We start from the raw sequence: 22,606 nt of genomic DNA, 5'->3' as shown, positions 1-22,606 counted from the left end.
GGGGCGTTAGCCCTTGACGGCGCCGGAGGTCAGGCCTGAGACGATCTGGCGTTGGAAGAGCAGGACCAGGAGGACGATCGGGATGGTGACGATGATCGCCGCCGCCGAGATGGCCCCCGTCGGTGCCTCGAACTGTGAGGCCCCGGTGAAGAACGCGAGTGCCGCCGGGACCGGCCGCGCGGCCTCCGTCGACGTCAGCGAGATCCCGTACACGAAGTCGTTCCAGGCGATGAAGAAGGCGATAATCGCCGTCGTGAACACGCCGGGTGCGGCCAGCGGGACGATGGCCTTGCGGAACGCCTGCCACGTCGTCGCCCCGTCCACCTGCGCCGCCTGCTCCAGCTCCCACGGGATCTGCCGGAAGAACGCGGCAAGGGTCCAGATGGAGATCGGGAGCGTGAGTGACAGGTACGGGATGATGAGCCCGAGCCAGGTGTCGTACAGGCCGATGGTCCGCCACAGGTTGAACAGCGGAGTGACGATCGAGATGACCGGGAAGATCGAGACCGCCAGCGCGGTGGTCAGGACCAGCTTCTTGCCGGGGAAGTCCAGCCGGGCGATCGCGTAGGCGCAGAGGGTGGCGAGGACGACGGCGATGAACGTCGCGATCAGCGAGATGCCGATCGAGTTGCGGAGCGCGGAGAGGAACAGTCCCTGGGCGTCGCCGACCAGGATCTGCTCGTAGTTGCTCGTGGTCGCGGCGCCCGACGACGGGAGGAACTTCCCGCTCGTCAGGTCGCTGGGGCTCTTGAAGGACGTCGCCAGGATCGAGAGCACCGGGAAGAGTGCGTAGATCAGGACGAGGACGGTCACGATGGCCCAGAGGACCTTGTTCTTCGTGCTGGAGTTCGTCATCACTTTCCTCCCTGGGACCCGGCGAGATCCACCTTGAAGAGCTTGATCGCCACGAAGCAGATCAGCAGGACGCACAGGAAGAGGAGCACGGAGACGGCGGACCCGAGACCGATCTCGAGCCGGCTGATCGATTGCCGGTAGGCCAGCAGTGAGAGCACTTCCGTGCCGTACGCGCCGTTGGTCATGATGAAGACGTTGTCGAAGATCCGGAAGGCGTCCAGCGCCCTGAAGAGCACCGCGACCATGATCGCCGCCTTCATGTTGGGGATGATGACCTTGCGCATCTGCTCCCACCACGTCGCACCGTCGACCTTCGCGGCCTCGGTGAGTTCGTCCGGGACCTGGGCGAGGCCGGCCAGCAGGAGCAGGGAGATGAACGGCGTGGTCTTCCAGATCTCCGAGGCCATGATGACGAACAGCGCGGTGCCGCCCTGCGCGAACCAGTTCAGGTTCTCGTCGATCCCGGGGAGCCAGGCGAACCAGGAGTTGATGTAGCCGGAGTTGATGTCGAAGGCGTAGAACCAGGCGAAGGCCGAGACGACGGTGATGATGCCGTAGGGAACGAGGATTGCCGTGCGCAGGAGCCCCCGGACCGATTTCAGCGCCTTGTGCATCACGAGGGCGAGCGCGAAACCGAGGACCAGCTCGACGAGGACCGTCACCACCGTGATGAACACCGTGGTCCACAGGCCCGACCACCACACGGGGTCGGACAGGATGACCGCATAGTTGCCGAGGCCGATGAACTCGCGCTCACCGGGCGCCGTGAGCCGGAACTTGAAGAGACTCTCGTAGATGGCCTGCAGGATCGGGTAGAGCGTCACCAGCAGCATGATGATGAACGCGGGACCGGCGAGGATCCAGCCGAGTCGCCGTTCCGCGCGGACGCGGTCGCTGTACTGCTTCGGCGCCTTCCTGGTCTTCGTGCCCTTGTCGTCCCGGCTGAGCCGCGGGCCGGGTTCGGTGGACGACGCCGTCGTCGTCTTGGCGGGGATGGCGGAGGTCACAGGAGTTGCTCCCCTCTGAGGACCGATGTGATGAAGTTGCTCGACGTCTCCGGGGTGTTCTCCGGATCGACGGCGGACGGCGGTGCCCAGGTCTGCTGGATGCCGGTGGAGACCTCGTTGTAGAACGGGGTCTGGGGACGGGGGGCTGCGACCTGGAGGGAATCCCTGATGGTCTCCGCCATCGGGAAGCTCTCCTCGATGCGCGGGTCCTCGTACGCCTCCGTGTTGGACGGCGGGTTGCCGTTGGTCACGAAGTACTCGGACTGGTTCTCGACCGAGACGATGCACTGGACGGCTTCGTAGGCGAGCTCCGGATTATCGCTCTCGGCGCCCACGCCGAGGTTGATGCCGCCGAGCGGGGGAGCGGACTCCTGATCCTCGGACATCCTGGGGAAGACGCCCCACCCGATGTCGTCGAGGACCGCCTGGTCCAGGGTCCCCGCCTCGACGGCCGCGGTGGTGGCCGGCCAGACGAAGGGGTAGTTGACCATGAAGGAGCCCGAGTCGCCCTGGAAGGCGATGAGGGACCCGTTCTCGTCCTGGGTGGGCAGGCCTGCCCCGCCCAGTCCGTCCTTGCCGATGGTGGAGATGACGTCTGCCGCCGCCTTGCCCGCATCGGAGTCGAGCCCGAGCTCGATGGTGTCCGCGGTGGCCTCGGGATCCACGATGATGGACCCGCCCGCGGACTCGACCAGCGCGTTGACCCAGACCGTCATGGATTCCGCCTGGGCGCCCTGCACACCGAGCGACTTGTCCTGCGTCCGGGCCGCCTCCATGATCTGGTCCCAGGTGACCGGCTTGCTCATGTCGAGGCCCGCGGCCTCGGCCACGGACTTCCGGTACCACATGATCTGGGTGTTGGCCCAGAACGGGACGGTGACGAGCTCGTCCTTCCAGGTGGCGCCGGCGAGGGCGCCCTCCACCACGTTCTCGGTGGTGCTCTGGGCGACGTCGTCCGGCACGGGCGCGAGGAAGCCCGGTTCGGCCAGTTCGGGGATGAACGGGGGATCGAGACTCATGATGTCGAGCGAGCTGTCACCCGCGGCGAGACGCCGTGCGAGCTGCTCGCGCTGGGAGGCGGCATCACTGGGGAGGAGCGAGGTCTCGATGGTGTAGCGGCCGCCGGACTCCTCGCTGCATTTCTGCGCGATCGCGGCCTGCCCGCCCGCGTCCGGGTTGATGTACCAGGTCAGCGCGTTGTCCGACTGTGCGGGCCCGCATCCGCTCATCACGAGCGTGCCCATCATCATGCCCGCCACGACGGCCGCCTTGCGACGGCTGTTCACGACACTGCGTGTTCTTCGACTTATCGGCATTCGTACCGAGCCTCCACATCCTCGTAGACAACCCGGCTGACGGTTCACGCGAATCGACAGCCTAAGCAAGCTTGCTTTTTGACCCTAAGCCCTGCCGTCACAAATCGCTAGGCGGGACTGATGATCGTGCAACGGGTGAGCATGCAGGGAAAGCGGGATGCGCGTGCGTCGTCGCCGGTACGGCGAACGGAGGTGGGGAGCAGCCCTCAGGCGGGCAGTGCCGAGTTGTCGAGGGCGAAGGGGGGCCGCTCCATACCGGCGGTCACGGCTTCCGCGGGGTCGGTGCCGAGCTCGACGATCGCGTTGTCCGCATCCACGTGCACCACGGTGGGCAGGAAGGAGCGTGCTTCCTCGGTGGTCATCTGCGCGTAGGTGATGAGGATGACGAGGTCCCCGCGGTGGACGAGGTGGGCGGCTGCACCGTTGATGCCCAGAACGCCCGAGCCGCGCTCGCCGGCGATGGTGTAGGTCTCCAGCCGCGCACCGTTGGTGATGTCGACGATCGACACCAGTTCGCCGGGCAGGATGTCCGCGGCTTCCAGGAGATCGAGGTCCACGGTGACCGAGCCCACGTAGTGCAGGTCCGCGTGGGTGACGGTGGCGCGGTGGATCTTGGACTTGAACATGGTGCGATTCACCGCTCAAGGATACTGCCGATGCCGGGCCCGGGACGGGGAGGGAGGGGTGTCCTTGCGCACACGAGGACACGGACGGAAGGCGTCCGGGAAGGACGAGAGCGGGCGACGGGAATCGAACCCGCGTATCGAGCTTGGGAAGCTAGCGCTCTACCATTGAGCTACGCCCGCACGGCAGTTGAAACCGCTCCATCACCTTACAACAGTCTCAGGGCGGGCCGTGACCGGCGCCGTCCGTCCCTTCCGCCCGTGCCCGCTCGATCAGTTCGCGCCAGGATTCGTCGAGGCGCCCCTCGCTGACCGTGACCTCGGTGTAGCCGATGGAGATGCGGTAGGTGAAGCGGTCCCGCTGCTGGCCCGGCCCGCGCTCAGGGGTGCGCGACGCGGGCGCTGCTGCTTCTCCGGGACCCGCCCCCGAAGCGGTCTGCGCGCGGTCGACCAGCGGCCCGGTCGCATCCGCCCGTCCGGCATCCGCGCGTCTGGCATCCGTCGCCGCACCGGCCTCCGCCTCGGCCAGGGGAAGCCAGCGCTGCTCCGCCTCCGTGCGGCTCACCTCGAGACTCCAGGTGCGCGTGATGCCGCCGAATCCGCCGGAGCGCGTGATCTCGATCCTCACCGCAGGACGCCGACCCGGGTCCATGCCTCCGCGACGGCACCGGCTTCGCGGCTGTCCACGCCGAAGCGTCGACCCGCGGCGTCCTGCGTGGCCTGCGCGAAGGTGGGGAAATCACAGTCCGGGGGGATGGTGCCGCTCAGTACGGCGTCGTACCAGACGCGCCCCACGCCCGTCCACGCCTCGCCGCCCAGCGCGGTGGCGGCGAGGTAGAACGCGTGGTTGGGGATGCCGGAGTTGATGTGCACGCCTCCGTTGTCCGACGTCGTCTCGACGTAGTCCGCCATGGTGGCGGGCTGGGGGTCCTTGCCGAGGACGTCGTCGTCGTAGGCGGTGCCCGGTGCCTTCAGTGAGCGCAGCGCCTCGCCGCGCACCGAGGGGGTGAAGATGCCCGCCCCGACGAGCCAGGCGGCCGATGCCGCGTCCTGCCCGAGATCGCGCTGTTCCACGAGCACGCCGAAGACGTCGGAGAGTGACTCGTTGAGGGCGCCCGACTGGCCCTGGTACTCGAGATTGGTGGAGTACTGGGTGAAGCCGTGCGTGAGTTCGTGGCTGATGACCGTGAGCGACGCCGTGAAGCGGCCGAAGATCTCGCCGTCACCGTCACCGAAGACCATGCGCTCGCCGTCCCAGAAGGCGTTGTCGTAGTTGGAGCCGTAGTGCACGGTGGCATCGAGGCGCTTCCCTGCGCCGTCGATCGAGGATCGCCCGTACTCCTCGCTGAACAGGCGGTAGGTGGACCCGAGCCCGTCGTAGGCCTCGTCCGCGGCGACATCACCGGTGGCGGGTGCTCCCTCCGCACGGACGACCTCGCCGGGGAGCTCCTCCCGACCGCCTGCGTCGTGGATGCGGCGGGTCAGGCTGCCGGCGATCGCCGAGCCGCGACGCACCGGAGCGCGCAGGGCCTCGGACCGCTCGCGGAGGACCGGGTCCAGTTCCAGGAGGGCGTGCCGCGCGGCGCTGGACGCCCCCGAGAGGCGCGGGTCCTGCAGTGCAGCGAGCCTGGTGAGCAGGTGTGGCGGGACGATGCCGCAGTGGATTCTCTGCATGGGGGCCTCCTCGAATTGGTCCCACCGTAGACCCGTGGTCCGACATTCGGGCCCACCCTGTGGCACGTAGTCTTGCCGGATGAGCGTGCAGCGGAATACCCGCGACCTGGAGCAGGGGATCGAACGGGATTTTTCGGACAGGATGAGCTACGGCTCCTACCTGGAACTCGGGAAGCTGCTCGACGCGCAGCACCCCGTGAGCTCGCCCGAGCACCACGACGAGATGCTGTTCATCATCCAGCACCAGACCTCCGAGCTGTGGCTGAAGCTGGTGCTGCATGAACTGCGGGCCGTGCGGCTGCACCTGCAGGCGGATGATCTGCGGGCGGCGATGAAGGGGATCGCCCGCATCAAGCACATCCAGCGCTCGCTGACGGAGCAGTGGTCCGTGCTTGCGACGCTCACGCCCTCCGAGTACGCCGAGTTCCGCGGGGACCTGGGCGCCTCGAGCGGTTTCCAGTCCTACCAGTACCGCGCCGTCGAGTTCCTCCTCGGCAACAAGAACGCCGCCATGGTCGACGTGTTCCACGCCGATCCTGCAGCGCAGGCCCTGCTGGCGGAACTCCTCGGGCAGAGCAGCATCTACGACGAGTTCATCGCCCTGCTGGCCAGGCGCGGGTATCCGGTCCCGGATGAGCTCCTGCATCGCGACGTCCGTCTGGCCCACGTGTTCAGCCCGGACCTCGTCGCCGTGTACAAGCAGGTGTACGAGGACGCCGCCGCACACTGGGACATCTACGAGGCGTGTGAGGAGCTGGTGGACCTCGAGGACAACTTCCAGCTGTGGCGCTTCCGCCACCTGAAGACCGTGGCCCGCACCATCGGCTTCAAGAGGGGCACGGGAGGATCGTCCGGCGTCGGGTTCCTCCAGCGTGCCCTGGAGCTCACGTTCTTCCCGGAGCTCTTCGCGGTGCGCACCGAGATCGGCCGCTGACGGCGCCGTCGGGGCCGCGGTCGACGCCCCATCGCCGACGCGCCTGGCACCCGCGGCGCGGCTGGTAGTTTTGGACGGTGCTGATCTCAGACCGCGACATCCGAGCAGAAATCGCCGCCCACCGGATCGTCCTCGAGCCGCACGATCCGCTCATGGTGCAGCCCTCCAGCGTCGACGTGCGGATCGACCGCTACTTCCGGCTCTTCGACAACCACAAGTACGCGCACATCGATCCGGCGGAGGACCAGCCGGATCTCACGCGCCTCGTCGAGGTGGCTCCCGATGAGCCCTTCATCCTGCATCCCGGCGAGTTCGTGCTCGGGTCCACCTACGAGACCGTGACCCTGCCGGACGACATCGCGGCCCGGCTCGAAGGCAAGTCCTCGCTCGGTCGCCTGGGACTCCTGACCCATTCGACGGCCGGCTTCATCGATCCCGGCTTCTCCGGCCACGTGACCCTGGAACTGTCCAACATGGCGACGCTGCCGATCAAGCTGTGGCCGGGCTCCAAGATCGGGCAGCTGTGCTTCTTCAAGCTGACCTCGCCCGCCGAGCACCCCTACGGCTCAGGTGAGTACGGCAACCGCTACCAGGGGCAGCGGGGCCCGACGGCGTCACGCAGCCACCTGAACTTCCACCGCACCGACATCTAGGCGGCCCGTCCCGGCCGCACCGTGCCCCGATCTGCGGCTACGCCTCGGGCACGACGGCGCGCGTCACCTGTGCGGGCGGCTTGACCGGCAGGAGCACGAGGAGTCCGGCGAGCAGGACCACGAGGATCCCGATCACGCCGTACAGCTGGGACCCGAAGAGCCCGATGCAGAGGGCGAACAGGGTCGGCGCGAGGAAGCTCACGGCCCTGCCGGTGGTCGCATAGAGGCCGAACAGCTCGCCCTCGTCCCCGACAGGGGCGAGCCGCGCGAGGTAGGCGCGCGACGAGGCCTGCGCCGGCCCCACGAAGAGCGTCAGCAGCAGCCCGAAGACCCAGAACGTGGTGTCGGACGTCCATTGCATGCCGAAGAAGGAATACGTCGCGGTGCCGAGCAGGAGGATCGCCGACCCCGCGACCAGCAGGCCGACCAGCGCTCCGATGATGACGCGCTTGGGTCCGATGCGGTCGTCCAGGAAACCGCCGACCACCGCTCCGACCGCGGCGATGACATTCGCAGCGATGGCGAACACGATCACCATGCTCGCCGAGAAGCCGAAGGCGCCCGCCGCGAGGATGCCGCCGAACGTGAAGACGGCCGCGAGCCCGTCCCGGAAGATGGCGCTCGCGAGGAGGAAGTAGATGGTGTGGGGACTCTCGCGGTAGATGGTCCTCACCCGGCGCACGAGCAGCCCGTAGGAGGCCAGGAATCCGAGCTGCGCGGCCCTGGCCCGCCGTGGCACCTCCGGCACGGCGAACATCACGGGCAGTGCGAAGGCCGCGAACCACAGGGCGGAGAACACTGCTACGAGCCTGATGTTCAGCCCGTTCTCACTCGAAGCCCCGGCCCAGTCGACGACCGGCTGGATGAACACCACGAGCACGACGACGAGGGCCACGATGCCGCCGACGTAGCCCATGGCCCAGCCGAAGCCGCTCACGCGTCCTATGGTGGCCGGCGTGGAGATCTGCGTCAGCATCGCGTTGTAGTTGACGCCGGCGAACTCGAAGAAGATGTTGGCGGCGGCGATCAGCGCCACTCCGAGGATCAGCATGCCGGGGCTCGGGAAGACGAAGAAGCAGAGCGCCGTGAGGACCGCGACGATCAGGCTGTTCACGCCGAGCCATAGCTTGCGGCGGCCTCCGGAGTCGGATCGCTGCCCGGTGACCGGGGCGAGCAGGGCGATCAGCAGGCCGGCGCCGGCGAGACCCCAGCCGAGGACCTGCGATGCGCGCTCCTCGCCGCCGAACGCCTCGGACGTGAGGTAGACGGTGAAGACGAAGGTGGTCATGACGGCGTTGAAGGCCGCGGAGCCCCAGTCCCACGACGCCCAGGCGAGGACCGGCCTGCTGAAGATGCGACCGGTGCCGGCGGACGGCAGGGGTTCGGGGATGTCGGCAGGCTGAGGGACCTGCTGGTAGGTGCTCATGAGCTGAATGCTAGCGCCGCATGACCTCTATCACAGGAGCGTCGCAGCAGGGGGCGCGTCGGGGACAGGGGAAGCTTTGACCAATTCCAGTCGATAGACTGGAGAAGCCCGACCGACCGCCACCGGAAGATCGAGACCCCATGCTCACCGTGCTGATTGTGATGTTCGCCGGTGCGCTCGTGGCGCCTGCGCTCTTCGCCCGGCTTGGCAGGTCGGCGTTCTTCGTCCTCGCAGCCGCTCCTGCGGGCGGCTTCGTCTGGCTCCTCGTGCAGCTGCCCGCGGTGCTGCGCTCCGACCAGGAGGCCCTCGACGGCGCCAGTGGCGCACCGCCGTCGCTCACGGTGCCCTGGATACCCAGCCTCCAGCTCGAGCTGGCCTTCCGCCTCGACGCGCTGGCCGCCGTGCTCTGCATCCTCATTCTCGGCGTGGGCGCCCTCGTGCTGTTCTACTGTGCGCGCTACTTCAAGAGCGACGATCCCGACGTCGGTGCCTTCGGTGCCCAGCTGCTCGCGTTCGCCGCATCGATGTTCGGGCTGGTCCTGGCCGACGACCTGATCCTCATGTTCATCTTCTGGGAACTGACGACCATCCTCTCCTACCTGCTGATCGGCTACTCGCGGCATCGGCTCTCAGCGCGGCGGTCGGCACTGCAGGCGCTCATCATCACCACGTTCGGCGGACTGGCGATGCTCGTGGGCCTCGTGATGATCGGCCAGACCGCAGGGACCTACCGCGTCTCGGAGATCCTCGCCTCGTCGGCGGACCTGGTGTCGCGCGGGACCATCATCGACGTCGCCATCGCGCTGGTCCTGGTCGGCGCCATCACGAAGTCGGCACTCGTGCCCTTCCATTTCTGGTTGCCGGGCGCCATGGCCGCGCCCACGCCGGTCAGCGCCTACCTGCACGCCGCCGCGATGGTCAAGGCCGGGGTCTTCCTCGTGGCTCGCTTCGCCCCGGGCTTCGGCGAGACGGCCTTCTGGTACCCGCTCATCCTCGTGCTCGGGATGACCACCATGCTCCTCGGCGGGTGGCGGGCGCTCCGCCAGCACGACCTCAAGCTCGTGCTGGCCTACGGCACGGTCAGCCAGCTCGGTTTCCTCGTCATGGTCGTGGGGCTCGGCGGGCAGGACGGTGCCCTCGCGGGCCTCGGACTGGTGCTCGCCCACGGCTTCTTCAAGGCGACCCTGTTCCTGGTGGTCGGGATCATCGACCACCAGTCCGGGACGCGTGACCTGCGCGTGCTGTCCGGCGTCGGGTCCACCTCACCGGCCCTGTTCGCCGTCGCGCTCGTGGCTGCCGGATCGATGGCCGGCGTGCCGCCTCTGCTCGGGTTCGTCGCCAAGGAATCGGTTCTCGAGGCCTTCGTGCACCGGGCGGAGGACGGCGTGGTCGGCACCCTCCTGCTGGGGGGGATCGTCCTCGGGTCCGTCCTCACCTTCGCCTACAGCGCCCGCTTCGTCTGGGGCGCCTTCGCCCTCAAGCACGGCGTACCACGGACCGATTTCACGCGCGTCCGCACCTCCTTCCTCCTGGCGCCCGCCGTCCTCGCAGTGGCGTCCGTGCTGTTCGGTGTGTGGCCGCTCCCGCTCGACGCCGTGATCCAGCCCTACGCCTCGCTCTTCCCCGTCGGGGGTGACACGGCGCACCTGGCGCTGTGGCACGGATTCAACCTCCCCCTCCTGCTCTCGGTCGTCACCATCGCTGCCGGTACCGCCCTGTACCTCGTCCGCGGTCCCTTCGAGCGTCTGCAGGGGCGCCTGCCGTCCGCTCGTGATGCCGAGGTGGTGTACCGCTCCACCATCGGCGTGCTCGACGACGTCGCGGTGGGCGTGACCGGGCGGACGCAGCGCGGCTCCCTCGCCTTCTATCTCTTCGTCATCCTCACCACGGCCGTTCTCACGCCGCTCACGGCCCTGATCGTCTTCGACGCGCCCATGCCGGAAGGCTTCCGCATCGCGGATTCGCCGGCCCAGGTCGTGGCGGCGACCGCGATCCTGGTCGGCATCGTCGCCGCGCTCCGCGCCACCAAGCGCTTCATGGCGGTGCTCATGGTGGGCATCACGGGCTACGGGATGGCGATCATCTATGCCCTCCACGGAGCGCCGGACCTCGCCCTGACGCAGATGCTCGTCGAGACGATCGTGCTGGTCGCCTTCGTCCTGGCCCTGCGCTCCCTGCCCGCCCGGCTGTGGAATCGCTCGGAGAGCCGGCACCGGCTGCTGCGGGCAGGCCTCGGGATCGCCTTCGGCGGCATCATGGCCGTCATCGCGATGTCGGCGATGGCCTCCCGGAACGCCGCTCCGATCTCGATCGCCTACCCCGGCATGGCCTACGACGACGGCGGCGGCGCGAATGCCGTCAACGTGCTCCTGGTCGACATCCGGGCATGGGACACCCTCGGCGAGATCACCGTGCTCGCCATCGCGGCGACCGGCATCGCGAGCCTCATCTTCGTCCGCGGCCGGGGGGACAAGCGGCGCCGGGCCGACGGCGTCGAGGACGGCTCGGTGGACCGCGGGCAGGAACCGCTCGACGCCGGTGGGCGGGCCGGTGCCGCGCGTGCCCTCGCGGTGAGGTTCGCGGACGTCAGCCGTGATCCCTGGCTCGTCGCGGGGCGGACCCTCGCCGCTGAGCGGCGCTCCATCATCTTCGAGGTCATCACGCGGCTGCTCTTCCACACGATCATCGTGCTCTCGGTCTACCTGCTGATCGCCGGGCACAACCTCCCCGGCGGTGGCTTCGCCGGCGGCCTCACCGCGGGGCTCGCCCTGGCCATCCGGTACCTGGCGGGCGGACGGTTCGAACTGGCGGAGGCCAGCCCGGTGAGCGCCGGGACCCTCCTCGGCGCCGGCCTCGCGATCGTGACCCTGACGGCGATCGGGCCCCTGTTCCTCGGCGGGGCCGTGCTGGAGAGCTACATCCTCGAGTTCTGGCTGCCCGTCTTCGGCGACGTGAAGTTCGTGACGTCCACCATCTTCGACATCGGCGTCTACATCATCGTCGTCGGCCTGGTCCTCGATGTCCTGCGGAGCCTCGGATCGGAGATCGACGAACGCGCGGAGTCGGACGACCCTGTCGCCGAGGACACCGGGTCCGACGCCCTCGTCCCACCCGCCACCGAGGTCGAGGGAGCACGGCCATGACGGTGAACATCACGTTGATCGTCCTCATGGCGGCCTTCTTCGCCGCGGGCATCTACCTCCTGCTCGAGCGCAGCCTCACCCGGGTGCTCCTCGGCCTGATCCTGCTCGGCAACGGCGCGAACATCCTGATCCTCGCGACGAGCGGACCGGGCGGGACGTCCCCGCTGTACATCGCGGGCACGCCGCCCGAGGAATACACGGACAGCCTGCCGCAGGCCCTGATCCTGACGGCGATCGTGATCACGTTCGCCGTCACGGCCTTCATGCTCGGCATCATCTACCGGTCCTGGGTGCTCGGCCGCGAGGACGACGTCCAGGACGATCCCGAGGACCGCCGGGTCGCCGACCAGGACAGCTACGACTACGAGGACGACGCCGACATCATCGCCGACACCACCGAGTTCAGTGAGGCGGAGGATCCGTCCGCCGCCGATGCCGATGCCGATCGCGCGGGCAGAACGGAGGGCCCCCGTTGATCGCCGCGGACCTCGCCCCGCTCGCCGTCGTCCTGCCCTTCCTCGGGGCCGCGGTGACCTTCATCCTGATCCGCCACGCCCGCGCGCAGCGTGCGGTGAGCATCTCGACGCTCAGTGTGACGCTCCTGATCGAGGTGGTGATGCTCATCGCCGCCCCGTCCTCCGGCACGCACGCCGTGAAGCTCGGCGGCTGGGAGCCACCCTTCGGGATCGTGCTCGTCGTGGACCAGTTCTCGGCGCTGATGCTGGTGGTGTCCTCCGCCGTCAGCCTCTCGGTGCTGATCTACGCCGCGGGCCAGGGCATGGCGGACGGCGACGAGGACGGGCCGGTCTCGATCTTCCACCCCACCTACCTGATCCTGGTGGCCGGCGTGTCCAACGCCTTCCTGACCGGGGACCTCTTCAACCTGTACGTCGGGTTCGAGATCCTCCTCACCGCGAGCTACGTGCTCATGACGCTCGGCGGGACGGCTCCGCGCATCCGCGCGGGGGTGACCTACGTCGTCGTGAGCGTGGTGTCCTCCATGCTGTTCCTCATCGCGATCGCGATGATCTACGGAGCTACGGGGACCATCAACATGGCGGATCTCGCCGTGAAGCTGGAGTCGGTGGACCCGGCGACGCAACTGGTCCTCCACCTCATGCTGCTCGTGGCCTTCGGCATCAAGGCAGCGGTCTTCCCGCTCTCCTTCTGGCTCCCGGACTCCTACCCCACCGCGCCGGCGCCCGTGACCGCGGTGTTCGCGGGTCTGCTGACGAAGGTGGGCGTGTACGCGATGGTGCGCGTGGAGACGCTGCTCTTCCCGGGCGACCGCATCAACTCCCTCCTCATGGTGGTCGCCCTGCTGACCATGGTGGTGGGCATCCTCGGCGCCCTGGCGCAGTCGGACATCAAGAGGCTGCTCTCCTTCACCCTCGTCAGTCATATCGGCTACATGGTGTTCGGGCTCGCGATCTCCACGCGGATCGGCCTCGGTGCGGCCGTCTACTACGTGGCCCACCACATCATCGTGCAGACCAGCCTGTTCCTCGTGACGGGGCTGATCGAGCGCCGTGGTGGCACGGCGAACGTGGACCGGCTCGGCGGGCTCGCGAAGCTGTCGCCGCTGCTCGGGCTCCTGTTCTTCCTGCCGGCCATGAACCTCGCCGGGATCCCGCCGTTCTCCGGTTTCCTCGGCAAGCTCGGCCTGATCCAGGCGGGCGTGGAACTCGGGACACCCCTCGCCTACGTGCTGGTGGCCGGGGGAGTGGCGACCAGCCTGCTGACGCTGCTGGTGATGGCCCGCGTCTGGAACCGTGCGTTCTGGCGCAGCCCGGCCGATGCCGAGGACCCTGATCCCATCCTCCTCGCGAGCAAGGCCGACGGCTCGAGCGTGGGAACCTCCCGCCACGTGACGGGCGAGGACACCGGTCGGTTCGCCGGCAAGGACCCCGTGCGGCTGCTGCCGGCGAGCATGACCGGCCCCACGATCGGCCTCGTTGCGCTGGGGCTCGCGCTGACCGTCCTCGCGGGGCCGCTGTTCACCCTGAGCGACGGCGCCGCACAGGAGATGCTCGACCGCACGCCGTACATCGAGGCCGTCCTCGGAGCGGGGGCCGACCGATGAGCCGGCAGCGGATCCCCCTGATCACGGAGCTTCCCCTCGTCATCTGGCTGGTCCTGGTGTGGGGTGCACTCTGGCAGGACTTCGGCGTGGGGAACCTGGTGTTCGGGGCGATCATCGCCTACGGCGTCGTCAACTTCTTCTATCTTCCCCCGGTGGAGCTGACAGGGCGGTTCAACGTGTTCTGGCTGGTGCCGTTCATCGGGAGGTTCCTCGTCCAGCTCGTCACCGCCAGCGTGCAGGTGTTCTGGCTCGGCCTCACGCGGGGACCGGAGCTCCGGAACGCCGTCGTCGCGGTCGAACTGCGGAGTTCCTCCGACTTCCTCGTGACCGCCACCGGGCACGCCCTCTCGCTGATCCCGGGCTCGCTCGTGCTGGAGGTGGACCGCTCGACGTCGACGCTCTACCTGCACTGCCTCAACGTCCTGACGGACGATGACGCCCAGGACATCCGCGAGGAGGTCCGCGCGACGGAGGCGTGGCTGATCCGCATCATGGGGACGCGTACGGATCTCGATGCACTGCTCGCGGAGGAGCGGGGATGAGCGCCGTCATCTATGTCGTAGGAGGAATACTCGCGCTGGCAGCGGGTCTGGCCCTCTACCGCGCGGTCCTGGGACCGTCGATCCTGGACCGCGTCCTCGCGCTCGACGTCGTCCTCGCCATCATCGGGGCGGCTCTGGTCCTGAACATGGTGGTGAACCGGCACCTCGACAACCTGATCCTGCTGGTCGCGATCTCGCTCATCGGGTTCATCGGGTCGGTCACGGTCGCACGCTTCGTCACGGACAGGAAGTAGCCCATGATCCAGGACGTCGTCGTCTCCGTCCTTCTCATCGGCGGTGCCCTCATGTCGCTCGCAGCCGGAGTGGGGCTCGTCCGCTTCCCCGACCTGCTCTCACGCATGCATGCGGCCACGAAGCCGCAGGTGCTGGGACTGCTGCTCTTCCTCCTGGCCCTCGCGGTGGAGAACGGCAGCTGGCTGCTCGTGCCGGTCCTCGTGCTCTGCTGGGTCTTCCAGCTGCTCACGAGCCCCGTCTCGGCGCACATGGTGGGTCGGGCCGGATACCGCACGCGGCACCTGCGGCGGGACCTGTTGACCCTCGACGAGCTCGATGACATCGTCACCCGGGCCGCAGCGGCGCCCGGCCACGGGCAGGGGCGTGCCGGTTCTCCTGCGGGGGATCCTGGGGGCGGTACGCCGGGCGACGCTGCGACCACGGCGGAGGAAGGCGGCACGGACGGCCCCGGTGCCGGTTCTCCTCGGGGTGGCGCTCCGGACGCTGCGACCACGGCGGGCGAACCCGGCGGATCCTCCTGATCCGCTCCTGAACGAGCGGCCCTGCACCGACAGGGTCCGACCGGGATCATCCCGGTGCCGTCCGCGTGGGGCAGGTCGTCCCCGACGCTCCCACCGGTACCGGCGGAACCTCGGCGGCTAGTCGTCGTCCACGGCCCGCAGGCGTGGTGTCCGCTCCCCGCCGTCGGCGCGGTCGCGGTCCGCCCTGCGCAGTTCCTGGAAACGCAGGATGACGGCCACCTCCAACTGTTCCCGTTGCCGCCCTGCGATCACGCGCCCCAGATGCACGGGCGCAGCCGCGGCACCGCCCTCGCCGGGTCCGGACCGGACGCCTCGCCGCCTCGCCGCCTGGTCCGCTGCTCGACGGGCCGCGCCTCCCGTGGTGCGGAGGTGCTCTGTCTCGGCTTCCAGGAAGGCGAGGAGTTCCTCCGCGCGCGACCGCAGGCGTCGGTCGTCGAAGTACTGTTCCGGGATGCCACAGGTGGAGAGATAGGCGTCCGTGCGGTCGGCGTACGTCCACGCCGCACGGCCGGTAGAGCCGGCGGTCGCTGCGGGGGCGTCCTCGACGACGCACAGCCGGTCCGTCGTCCGGCTCGTCCGCTGCCGGCCCGGCGGACGGCGGCGTCCGGCATCGACCGACGCCAGCCAGTCGACCACCTCGGTCACCGGGGTGCGGGCACCAGCGTACGGAGCACCGTGCTCCGCTGTGACCACGCTCCAGCCCGACCGTTCCAGATCAGCAGGGTCCCACCACGGCGGGGGGACCTCTGTGCTCCCGCCCGCCGAGGGCGGGAGCGGTGATGCACCGTCCGCTGCCGCGATGCACAACCGCGGGAGATCGAGTGAGGCGAGGGCCGTGCGGCTCAGGGTGGCCCGCGTCCGTGCATTCTCGAGGAAGGCGTCGAGTTGACGGTTCAAGTGCGCCACCGCGGTCCGGTCCGCCGGGTGTGCAGGAGAGGCACGGGCGGGCGACGAGCCACCCAGGAGTGGCGGCGTGCCGATGACCAGGCCGCGCATCCGTGGTGACGCCGAGGCGAGGTGCGCCCCTGCGAGGGCGAGCCAGGAGTGACCGAGGTAGCAGAAGGTCGTCGCGCCGGCCGCGTCCGCGACGGCGAGCAGATCCCGGGTGACGGCATCCACCGTCAGGGCGCCGGCGCGGCGACCGCGACCCAGGTGCGCCTCGTAGTCGAAGGCGACGACGCGGGCGGCCGACGCGAGACCCTCGACCAGGAGCGCCGTCGTCGCCCCGCTGTCCGGGCCGGGAAGCAGGAGGGATGCGCCCTCGCCCTGCACCGAGACCTCGAGGCGCGAGCCATCCTCCAGAACGGCTGTGGGCATGGTTCTGCCTTTCCCCTGTCGGGCATGCCCCCTGCAGCCTGTGCGGTGTCGGTTCGTGGCCGACGTCGTTCGACGGACCACTCCTGTCGGAGCGTAGCAAATGAACGAGGCGTGGAGGTGCCGACGAAGGGTCCCGTGGAGGAGCCGGCGGGTGACCGGGCAGCGGGGGATGTGTCGGGCGGGGACGGTAAGGTAACTGCTGATCGGGGGAATCGGAACTATGGGGTGGCGATGGGGCGGGGCGAGTGCATGAACGGGCAGCGCCGGGAGGCCGTCGTGATCGAGGACGACGCCGATATCCGCCAGTTGCTCGTGATCGTGCTGTCCTCCCGCGGGTTCTCGGTGCATGAGGCCGTCACGGGGGCGGAGGGCCGGCGCCTCGTGGAGGAGACGGACCCCCAGCTGATCACGCTCGACCTCAACCTGCCCGACATGGACGGATTGAGCCTGTGTCCCGTTCTGCGTGCCCAGTCCCACGCGCACATCCTGACCATCTCCGCGCGCCCGCCCCAGCTCACCGCCGAGCAGTGCCTCGCCGCCGGCTCCGACCACTTCATGGGCAAGCCGTTCAGCCCACGCGTCCTCGGTGCGTACCTCGACGAGGTCTTCCCCCGCGAAGGTGTTGCCTGACGCCTGACGCCCGGCAGTTACGGGACCACCATGGCGCACGGTAGCGTGTCCGTCAGGTCATCAACGGTTCTGCGGGGGCGCATGCCGGTGAAGAAGAACGTCCCCGCGCCGTCCGATCCTTCTCCTGCCTGGTTCAGCCCTGCTGGTCTCTGCCCGCCCAGCGCTACCCCCCAGGAGTCATCGGCATGACCGTGCAGGGTCCCTACCCGTCGTATCCCATCGACAGCGCCGTCCTCGAGCAGTTCGTCGCGGAGACGTCGACCGAAGCCGTTGCGGCCTTCGTGGCGTCCTTCGTCGACCTCGCTCCGGAGCGTCTGCGCCGGATCAGGCGTGCGTGCGCCACGCGCGAGACCGAGCAAGCAGTCATCGCACTGCTGAGTCTCCGGTCGAGCGCCGCCATGATCGGTGCCGACCGCCTCGTCGGCGCTACGTCGGCCCTCCTGCGCGTGCTGCGCTCCGCGCCGCGTCCATGGGCCGCGATCGACGACGCGGTGGAGCACCAGGTGGGCGCCGCTGTCGACGAGGTACTGCTGGCCCTCACCGGCCGTACCGGGTGGAGCGGGTGACCCGCCCCGCCACCACCCGCGCGATGGGAGCTTCCGCGTCGCGCGGCCCATCCGAGGCCGGTGTACCGTCCGCTGACAAGGAGTGGTCGGCCAGCCGCCTCCTCACGACGGCGGCGCGTCTGTGGGAGCAGGAGGTCAACGAGCGGCTGCAGGGAGTGGGGCTCACCACCGCGGGGCTCGTGGCGCTGCAGGCCCTCGAGGCCGTCGAACCCGTGACCCAGGCCGCGCTCGCGCGCATCCTGCATCTGCAGCCCCAGACCCTGCGCCGCACGCTGGCCTCCCTGGAAGACCGGGCTTTCCTCACGCGAGGGGCGTCCGCAGTCAACGGCAGGGCGCTGACCGTCCGACTGACCGATGCAGGGCGGGAGACGCTGCGCCGGGCCGGCGAGACGCTACCGGTCGCCCCCGAGCGCTTCGGCTCGGAGCCGGGACTGCGGACAACCCTGGTGGTCCTGCTCGAGGGGTTGGGCGTGCAGCACGCCCCCGATGCCGTGTAGGCCACGGCGAGACGAACGCAGACCGCTCTGTCGGACGGCTGTCACGGAGCAGGTCCACCGGCGGGCCCGGGAGTGGCCGGGCCGGTCCGCGCATTCAGTGGAGGTGTCGTCGCCAGTCGGCGGGGACGCGACCCGCGGGCCCCGGGGCGGGCTGATCCACAGGCCTGCTCGTGGGCTCCGCGAGCGCCGGACCGTCGACGAACTGCTGCACACGGTAGTCCCAGAACCAGTTCTCGCCCGGCTCGAAGGACATGGCCACGGCATGACCGGTCCCGGCGGCGTGGGCCGAGGCGTGCTGGGCGGGTGAGCTGTCGCAGCAGCCGACGTGGCCGCAGCCCGCGCACCTCCTCAGGTGCACCCACCACCCGCCGGTGTCCTCGCACTCCGCGCACCCGGTCCCCGAGGGGCGTGCCCCGGTGTCGATGGTCGTCATGATCGTCGTCCTTCCACGAGCAGATGGGGGGCCTGATCCTGCAGCGCCGCACGGAAGACCCGCGGGGCGTCCGTGGGCGGCGCGGCCGAGGCGACGAAGCCGTCCGGCCGCACGAGGTAGAGCGTGCCCGCGCACAGCCTGGTGGCACCACAGGAGGTGAACGCATGGAGCGCCAGGCCGAGCTCCTCCGCGACGACGGCGGCTCCGGGAGCGTCGGCCCCTCCGCCGTACGCGTGCACCTGCCAGGACGCAGCCCGGAGCGCGTCGAAGTTCCCGCCCGTCCACGGCAGGCGGCGACCGACGACGGCGTGCCGTCCCCGCCGCCCCGCCGCAGCGCCGGGCATGCCGTACCGGATGCGGATCTGGCCGAGGTAGCCCGCGAGCCGGCGCCCGAGGGGCAGGTGCGGCAGGACGGCGACGGCCGGCGGCAGCACGACCCGCGGCAGGTACCGGCGCACCAGCATGGCGGGGCGCGAGCGTGAGGTGATGCCGCGGAAGACGGCATCCGTGGTGCGCAGCAGCCGCAGGGCGACCGGCCGGCGCTCGGCCTCGTAGCGGTCGAGGATGCGCTCGGGGGCGGCTCGGAGGATCACGTCGGCGAGCGTGAACGCGAGATTGTGCGCGTCCTGCAGCCCGGTGTTCATGCCCTGCGCCCCGACGGGCGAGTGGACGTGGGCGGCATCTCCGGCGAGGAACACGGGCCCCGTTCGGAACCGCGCCGCGATGCGGTGGTGGACCCTGTAGGTGGAGAACCAGCGGGACCACTCGTAGGTAACACCGAAGGACTCTGCGAGGCGGCTCCGCGCCACGTCCTCCGTGACGGCGGGGGCGTCGTCGTCGGAGGCGATCCCGATGAGGCGCTGCCCGCCCCTGCCCTCGCCGTCGGACCGCATGGGAAAAGCGAGGAGGAACTCGGTGGGGCCCTGCCGGATGTTGACGGAGGCGGGAGCCAGCCCCTCCACTCCCACGGCGTCCACGAGGTAGAAGGTCCTGCGGCTGGTGGTCCCCTCGAACGGGATGCCGAGGAGTGCCCGCACGGCCGACGATGCACCATCGCACCCCACCGTGTACCGTGCGCGGAGCGTCCAGGGGCCCGCCGGAGCGTCCCCGCGCGCGACGACACCGCCGTCGGCCAGGTCCAGGGCCACGAGGCGGTGCCGCCAGCGGACGGACCCGCCGAGCGCCAGGAGGTTCTCCGCGAGGATCCGCTCGTTGGCGCTCTGCTCGAGCACGTACATGCCGGGGTAGGGCGTGATCCCGCGACCGAGGGTGGTGAGCGGGATGGGCGCGAAGGCCGTCCGGCCGAATCCCTGCCGCATCGATACCGCGCGCACGGCCTGGTCGAGGACGCGCCCGACGACGCCGAGTTGGTCGTAGATCTCCATGGAGCGCGAGTGCACCCCGAGCGCCCGCGACTCCTCCGTCGGCCCGTCCTTCGCGTCGATCACGGCGACCCGGACGCCCAGCTTCACGAGCCAGTTGGCAAGCATCAGGCCGGTCGGGCCGGCACCGACCACCAGGACGTCGACGTCCTCCCCCCGGTCCTCGTGCCCGGTCATGGCTGCCGGATCGCCTCAGCGTCCCAGGACGGTGCAGACGCAGGCGCGGTTGCCGTCCGAGTCCGCCAGCACCGTGAACGACGGCGCCTGCCCGTCGTCGACGACCGTCCCGCCGGCGGCGACGGCGCCGGCGATCCGCGCCTCTGCGGCGTCCTGCGGCAACCACACGTCGAGGTGGAAGCGCTGGCGCGGGATGTCGTGGGCATCGGTGTGCTGGAACCACAGGAGCGGGACGCGGCCGGTCGGGTCGGCGACGTCGTCGCCGTCCAGCGCACCCGCGTCACCCGTCAGCAGAGCGGCCCAGAACGGGCCGATCCCCGCGACGTCCGCCGTGTCGAGGGCGAGCTCGACGACGGCGGGAGCAGCGGGATCGGCCAGGATGCCTCGATCGCCGGCGAGGGCGCTGATGCCGCGGGCGAGGTCGACGTCCCGTTCCGTCACGCCCGAGGCGTCGTGGCTCATGAGCTTCACGTCCACGTGGGGATAGCTCAGCGTGACGTCGGGGTGGTGGCCCGCCTTCTCCGCGAGATCGCCGATGGCCGAGACGAGTGCCACCCCGGTGGCGAAGTCGTGCGTCAGGAAGCGGGCGTGCAGGGCCTGAGCGAGTTCCCGCCAGTCGTCCAGCCCGGCATCGAGGATCTGTTCCGTGCTGAGGATGTTCATGCCGTCAGTATCGTCCGGCGGGACGCCTGTGGAAAGAGCCGGCCCCCTGTCCGAGGAGGGGATGCTGCTACCCCTCCTCGGGCAGCATCGGTCGGTCCGGTGCGATACTGCCGGGATGTCCCAGAAACGCATTCCCGGCCGCCGCGTCCGCGTCCCGCGCCTCGACCCGGAGCTGAAGGGCCGATTGCGCGCGGCGGCCGTCAATCCGCAACTCCTGCTCGCAGCGAAGGCGGCGCTCGCCGCCGCTCTCGCGTGGACCCTGGCCCTGGCCATCCCCGGGACGCCGTCGGACTACCCCTACTACGCGCCGCTCGGAGCCCTCCTGGCCATGTACCCCACGGTCTCGGGCACCCTCAAGCTCGGCCTGCAGACGGTGGTGGGGCTGACCCTCGGGATCGTCCTCGCCTACGTCGCGGTCTGGGCGGGGGATCCGAACTGGATCACCATCGCGTTCGTCGTCGGGGCCGGGGTGCTGCTGGGCGGATTCCTCAGGAGGACGGCCGGTGGCGGTTCGGGGATCGCCTCGGCCGGGCTCTTCGTCCTCGTGATCGGGAACGAGGACCTCGGGTACTCCCTGGGCTACCTCGTGCAGACCGTGGTCGGCGTGGCGGTGGGGCTGGCTGTCAGCGCCCTGATCTTCCCGCCGCTCCACCTCGATGACGCCGTCGGCCAGATGAGCCTGCTCCGACGGACCGCGGCCCGGGACCTGCAGCAGATGGGCCAGGCGCTGGAGGAGGACTGGGCGGAGGACGATGCGCGGTGGGCGGAGTTGCGGGACGGACTCTCGGCCTCGGCCCGCAACGCGCGCAGCGCACTCCGGTACGCGGACGAGAGCCGCAAGGGCAACGTGCGCAGGCGCTTCCATCCCCGGGACGTCAGGGAGGACTACCGGCACGTCGAGGTCCTCGACGTGGTGGCCTCGCACACCCTGAACATCACCAATCTCCTGCAGGACGCCCTGCACGGCACATCCCGGGAGCGGCCCCTGCCGGTCGCGGTGCGCCCATCGCTCCAGGTGGCGTTCAGGGCCATCGGTGACGTGCTGGACCTCTGGACGGTGGAGGAGGATGATGCCGCGATGCTCGCCACGGCGGAACGCGCCCTCCGCGACCTGGAAGCGGCGGCCTACGAGACGTCCTCGAGGGAGGTGCCGTTCGGCGCAGCCGCGGGGATCGGCATGAGCCTCCACCGCATCCTCCAGGCAGTCGGGCCCGAGCTGCGACCGGCGGACGACACGTAGCGGGACAGCCGCCGTCCCGGACGAGGACAGGACGGGCCCCCTGGGGAGCCCGTCCTGTCCTCGTGCTGCACGCTGGTGCCGGGAACTCCCGCGACTCAGGTGAGGTCGCGGGTCTTCGCGAACCTCTCGATCGCCTTCTGCGTGGAACGGTTGGTGAGCACCTGGATGGTGGTGCTGACCGCTCCGGAGATGATCGCGAAGACCAGGGCCGAGCGCAGCGTGTTCTCCAGCCCGTCCTTGCTCTTCGGGGGCGCCTCGCCCGTGATCTTCTCCCACAGGAAGTCGACGAGCTTGGTGCCGACGAAGCCCGCACCCACACTCATTCCCACTCCGAGCAGCTTGAACACGACGTTCATGGTTTCTCCTTCTCGTCCGGTGGTCCTGTACCTACCCTAGCCGCGCGACGAGGCGCTCCGCAGGGAAGAGTCCGCCCTGGCCGCGGGACCCTCGCCGTGGTTCGTCCAGGCCGGTCGGCCTGCCCGTGCGCACTCCTCTGCGGTGTAGGATCGGAACGCTCAACCATCACACGACAGGGGAGCGCAGACCCGCGGCATGCTGCCGGGTCGGGCGCTGAGAGTGCGGACCACCGCAGACCCTCGAACCTGATCCGGCTAGTACCGGCGAAGGGAGTCGAGTTCTCGGAGTGCACGGACATCGCCTCGGCGGTAC

24 protein-coding genes, 1 tRNA gene and 1 riboswitch are annotated in these 22,606 nt (G+C 69.6%); of the genes, 12 read left to right on the top strand and 13 right to left on the bottom strand.

The features are described from left to right. Positions 1–6: 6 nt before the first annotated feature. From FNH21_RS05760 to FNH21_RS05730, 7 genes are all read right to left on the bottom strand, one after another. Positions 7–855, bottom strand: coding sequence for a carbohydrate ABC transporter permease (locus FNH21_RS05760; RefSeq protein WP_055767117.1), 849 nt, complete (start codon positions 853–855; stop codon positions 7–9). Then, positions 855–1,862 carry a carbohydrate ABC transporter permease gene (locus FNH21_RS05755; protein WP_338403165.1) on the bottom strand — a complete coding sequence of 336 codons (1,008 nt, stop codon included), beginning with the start codon at positions 1,860–1,862 and terminating at the stop codon, positions 855–857. Before FNH21_RS05755 ends, FNH21_RS05760 begins: the two co-directional genes overlap by 1 nt. Then, positions 1,859–3,112: an extracellular solute-binding protein gene (locus FNH21_RS05750; protein ID WP_241743059.1), complete on the bottom strand. Its 1,254-nt coding sequence runs from the start codon at positions 3,110–3,112 to the stop codon at positions 1,859–1,861. Before FNH21_RS05750 ends, FNH21_RS05755 begins: the two co-directional genes overlap by 4 nt. Before the next feature lie 272 nt (positions 3,113–3,384). Further along, positions 3,385–3,816 carry an aspartate 1-decarboxylase gene (panD, locus tag FNH21_RS05745; protein ID WP_191931652.1) on the bottom strand — a complete coding sequence of 144 codons (432 nt, stop codon included), beginning with the start codon at positions 3,814–3,816 and terminating at the stop codon, positions 3,385–3,387. A gap of 97 nt (positions 3,817–3,913) precedes the next feature. Continuing rightward, positions 3,914–3,984: transfer RNA gene (locus FNH21_RS05740), tRNA-Gly, on the bottom strand. Between the two features lie 37 nt (positions 3,985–4,021). After that, positions 4,022–4,429 carry a protealysin inhibitor emfourin gene (locus FNH21_RS05735; RefSeq protein WP_152812956.1) on the bottom strand — a complete coding sequence of 136 codons (408 nt, stop codon included), beginning with the start codon at positions 4,427–4,429 and terminating at the stop codon, positions 4,022–4,024. After that, positions 4,426–5,475, bottom strand: coding sequence for a M4 family metallopeptidase (locus tag FNH21_RS05730; protein WP_152812954.1), 1,050 nt, complete (start codon positions 5,473–5,475; stop codon positions 4,426–4,428). The genes FNH21_RS05735 and FNH21_RS05730 overlap by 4 nt, the downstream gene beginning before the upstream one ends. Before the next feature lie 79 nt (positions 5,476–5,554). On the opposite strand from FNH21_RS05730, the gene FNH21_RS05725 reads away from it, so the two are divergent. After that, positions 5,555–6,409, top strand: a complete 855-nt coding sequence (locus tag FNH21_RS05725) for a tryptophan 2,3-dioxygenase (RefSeq protein WP_152812952.1) — start codon at positions 5,555–5,557, stop codon at positions 6,407–6,409. 77 nt (positions 6,410–6,486) lie between these two features. Beyond that, positions 6,487–7,062 (top strand): dCTP deaminase, encoded by a 576-nt coding sequence (gene dcd / locus FNH21_RS05720; protein ID WP_055767136.1) that lies wholly within the window; start codon positions 6,487–6,489, stop codon positions 7,060–7,062. Between the two features lie 37 nt (positions 7,063–7,099). Here the strand turns inward: dcd and FNH21_RS05715 are convergent, their stop codons facing one another. After that, complete coding sequence (locus FNH21_RS05715; RefSeq protein WP_152812950.1) at positions 7,100–8,488, bottom strand: MFS transporter; 1,389 nt, start codon at positions 8,486–8,488, stop codon at positions 7,100–7,102. A 140-nt stretch (positions 8,489–8,628) separates the two neighbouring features. On the opposite strand from FNH21_RS05715, the gene FNH21_RS05710 reads away from it, so the two are divergent. From FNH21_RS05710 to mnhG, 6 genes are read left to right on the top strand one after another with little or no spacing between them, the layout of a single operon-like run. After that, positions 8,629–11,631 (top strand): Na+/H+ antiporter subunit A, encoded by a 3,003-nt coding sequence (locus FNH21_RS05710; RefSeq protein WP_152812948.1) that lies wholly within the window; start codon positions 8,629–8,631, stop codon positions 11,629–11,631. Beyond that, the gene (locus FNH21_RS05705; protein WP_152812946.1) at positions 11,628–12,107 is read left to right on the top strand and encodes a Na(+)/H(+) antiporter subunit C; all 480 of its coding nucleotides are present in this window, start codon (positions 11,628–11,630) and stop codon (positions 12,105–12,107) included. Before FNH21_RS05710 ends, FNH21_RS05705 begins: the two co-directional genes overlap by 4 nt. Next, positions 12,104–13,714, top strand: coding sequence for a Na+/H+ antiporter subunit D (locus tag FNH21_RS05700; protein WP_152812944.1), 1,611 nt, complete (start codon positions 12,104–12,106; stop codon positions 13,712–13,714). The genes FNH21_RS05705 and FNH21_RS05700 overlap by 4 nt, the downstream gene beginning before the upstream one ends. Beyond that, positions 13,711–14,256: a Na+/H+ antiporter subunit E gene (locus tag FNH21_RS05695; RefSeq protein WP_152812942.1), complete on the top strand. Its 546-nt coding sequence runs from the start codon at positions 13,711–13,713 to the stop codon at positions 14,254–14,256. Before FNH21_RS05700 ends, FNH21_RS05695 begins: the two co-directional genes overlap by 4 nt. Continuing rightward, positions 14,253–14,510, top strand: a complete 258-nt coding sequence (locus tag FNH21_RS05690; RefSeq protein WP_152812940.1) for an MrpF/PhaF family protein — start codon at positions 14,253–14,255, stop codon at positions 14,508–14,510. The genes FNH21_RS05695 and FNH21_RS05690 overlap by 4 nt, the downstream gene beginning before the upstream one ends. Positions 14,511–14,513: 3 nt before the next feature. After that, positions 14,514–15,032, top strand: a complete 519-nt coding sequence (gene mnhG, locus FNH21_RS05685) for a monovalent cation/H(+) antiporter subunit G (RefSeq protein WP_152812938.1) — start codon at positions 14,514–14,516, stop codon at positions 15,030–15,032. 117 nt (positions 15,033–15,149) lie between these two features. Here mnhG and FNH21_RS05680 read toward each other — a convergent pair whose 3' ends face one another. Further along, on the bottom strand, positions 15,150–16,349 hold the full coding sequence (locus FNH21_RS05680; RefSeq protein WP_152812936.1) for an alpha/beta fold hydrolase: 1,200 nt from the start codon (positions 16,347–16,349) through the stop codon (positions 15,150–15,152). Positions 16,350–16,598: 249 nt separating this feature from the next. On the opposite strand from FNH21_RS05680, the gene FNH21_RS05675 reads away from it, so the two are divergent. The 3 genes from FNH21_RS05675 to FNH21_RS05665 all read left to right on the top strand — a co-directional run bounded on the left by FNH21_RS05675 (position 16,599) and on the right by FNH21_RS05665 (position 18,042). Beyond that, complete coding sequence (locus tag FNH21_RS05675; protein WP_191931651.1) at positions 16,599–16,979, top strand: response regulator transcription factor; 381 nt, start codon at positions 16,599–16,601, stop codon at positions 16,977–16,979. A gap of 185 nt (positions 16,980–17,164) precedes the next feature. Next, positions 17,165–17,545 carry an Hpt domain-containing protein gene (locus FNH21_RS05670; RefSeq protein ID WP_152812932.1) on the top strand — a complete coding sequence of 127 codons (381 nt, stop codon included), beginning with the start codon at positions 17,165–17,167 and terminating at the stop codon, positions 17,543–17,545. After that, positions 17,542–18,042: a MarR family transcriptional regulator gene (locus FNH21_RS05665; protein ID WP_152812931.1), complete on the top strand. Its 501-nt coding sequence runs from the start codon at positions 17,542–17,544 to the stop codon at positions 18,040–18,042. The genes FNH21_RS05670 and FNH21_RS05665 overlap by 4 nt, the downstream gene beginning before the upstream one ends. Before the next feature lie 94 nt (positions 18,043–18,136). Here the strand turns inward: FNH21_RS05665 and FNH21_RS05660 are convergent, their stop codons facing one another. The 3 genes from FNH21_RS05660 to FNH21_RS05650 are packed head-to-tail and all read right to left on the bottom strand — an operon-like array spanning position 18,137 to position 20,697. Then, on the bottom strand, positions 18,137–18,475 hold the full coding sequence (locus tag FNH21_RS05660; protein ID WP_152812929.1) for a UBP-type zinc finger domain-containing protein: 339 nt from the start codon (positions 18,473–18,475) through the stop codon (positions 18,137–18,139). After that, positions 18,472–20,034, bottom strand: a complete 1,563-nt coding sequence (locus tag FNH21_RS05655) for an FAD-dependent monooxygenase (RefSeq protein WP_152812927.1) — start codon at positions 20,032–20,034, stop codon at positions 18,472–18,474. Before FNH21_RS05655 ends, FNH21_RS05660 begins: the two co-directional genes overlap by 4 nt. Positions 20,035–20,049: 15 nt before the next feature. Continuing rightward, positions 20,050–20,697, bottom strand: coding sequence for a 4a-hydroxytetrahydrobiopterin dehydratase (locus FNH21_RS05650; RefSeq protein WP_152812925.1), 648 nt, complete (start codon positions 20,695–20,697; stop codon positions 20,050–20,052). A 115-nt stretch (positions 20,698–20,812) separates the two neighbouring features. Between FNH21_RS05650 and FNH21_RS05645 the strand changes: the two genes are divergently transcribed. Continuing rightward, positions 20,813–21,937 carry an FUSC family protein gene (locus FNH21_RS05645; protein WP_152812923.1) on the top strand — a complete coding sequence of 375 codons (1,125 nt, stop codon included), beginning with the start codon at positions 20,813–20,815 and terminating at the stop codon, positions 21,935–21,937. 95 nt (positions 21,938–22,032) lie between these two features. Here FNH21_RS05645 and FNH21_RS05640 read toward each other — a convergent pair whose 3' ends face one another. Continuing rightward, on the bottom strand, positions 22,033–22,293 hold the full coding sequence (locus tag FNH21_RS05640) for a DUF4235 domain-containing protein (RefSeq protein WP_087028468.1): 261 nt from the start codon (positions 22,291–22,293) through the stop codon (positions 22,033–22,035). Positions 22,294–22,458: 165 nt separating this feature from the next. Next, a riboswitch (TPP riboswitch) is annotated at positions 22,459–22,583 on the top strand. Positions 22,584–22,606 lie beyond the last annotated feature (23 nt).

Source organism: Arthrobacter bussei (assembly GCF_009377195.2).
Classification (GTDB): Bacteria; Actinomycetota; Actinomycetes; order Actinomycetales; family Micrococcaceae; genus Arthrobacter_D; species Arthrobacter_D bussei.
The sequence above is the reverse complement of the archived record's forward strand: the minus strand, read 5'-3'. Positions and strand labels throughout refer to the sequence as shown.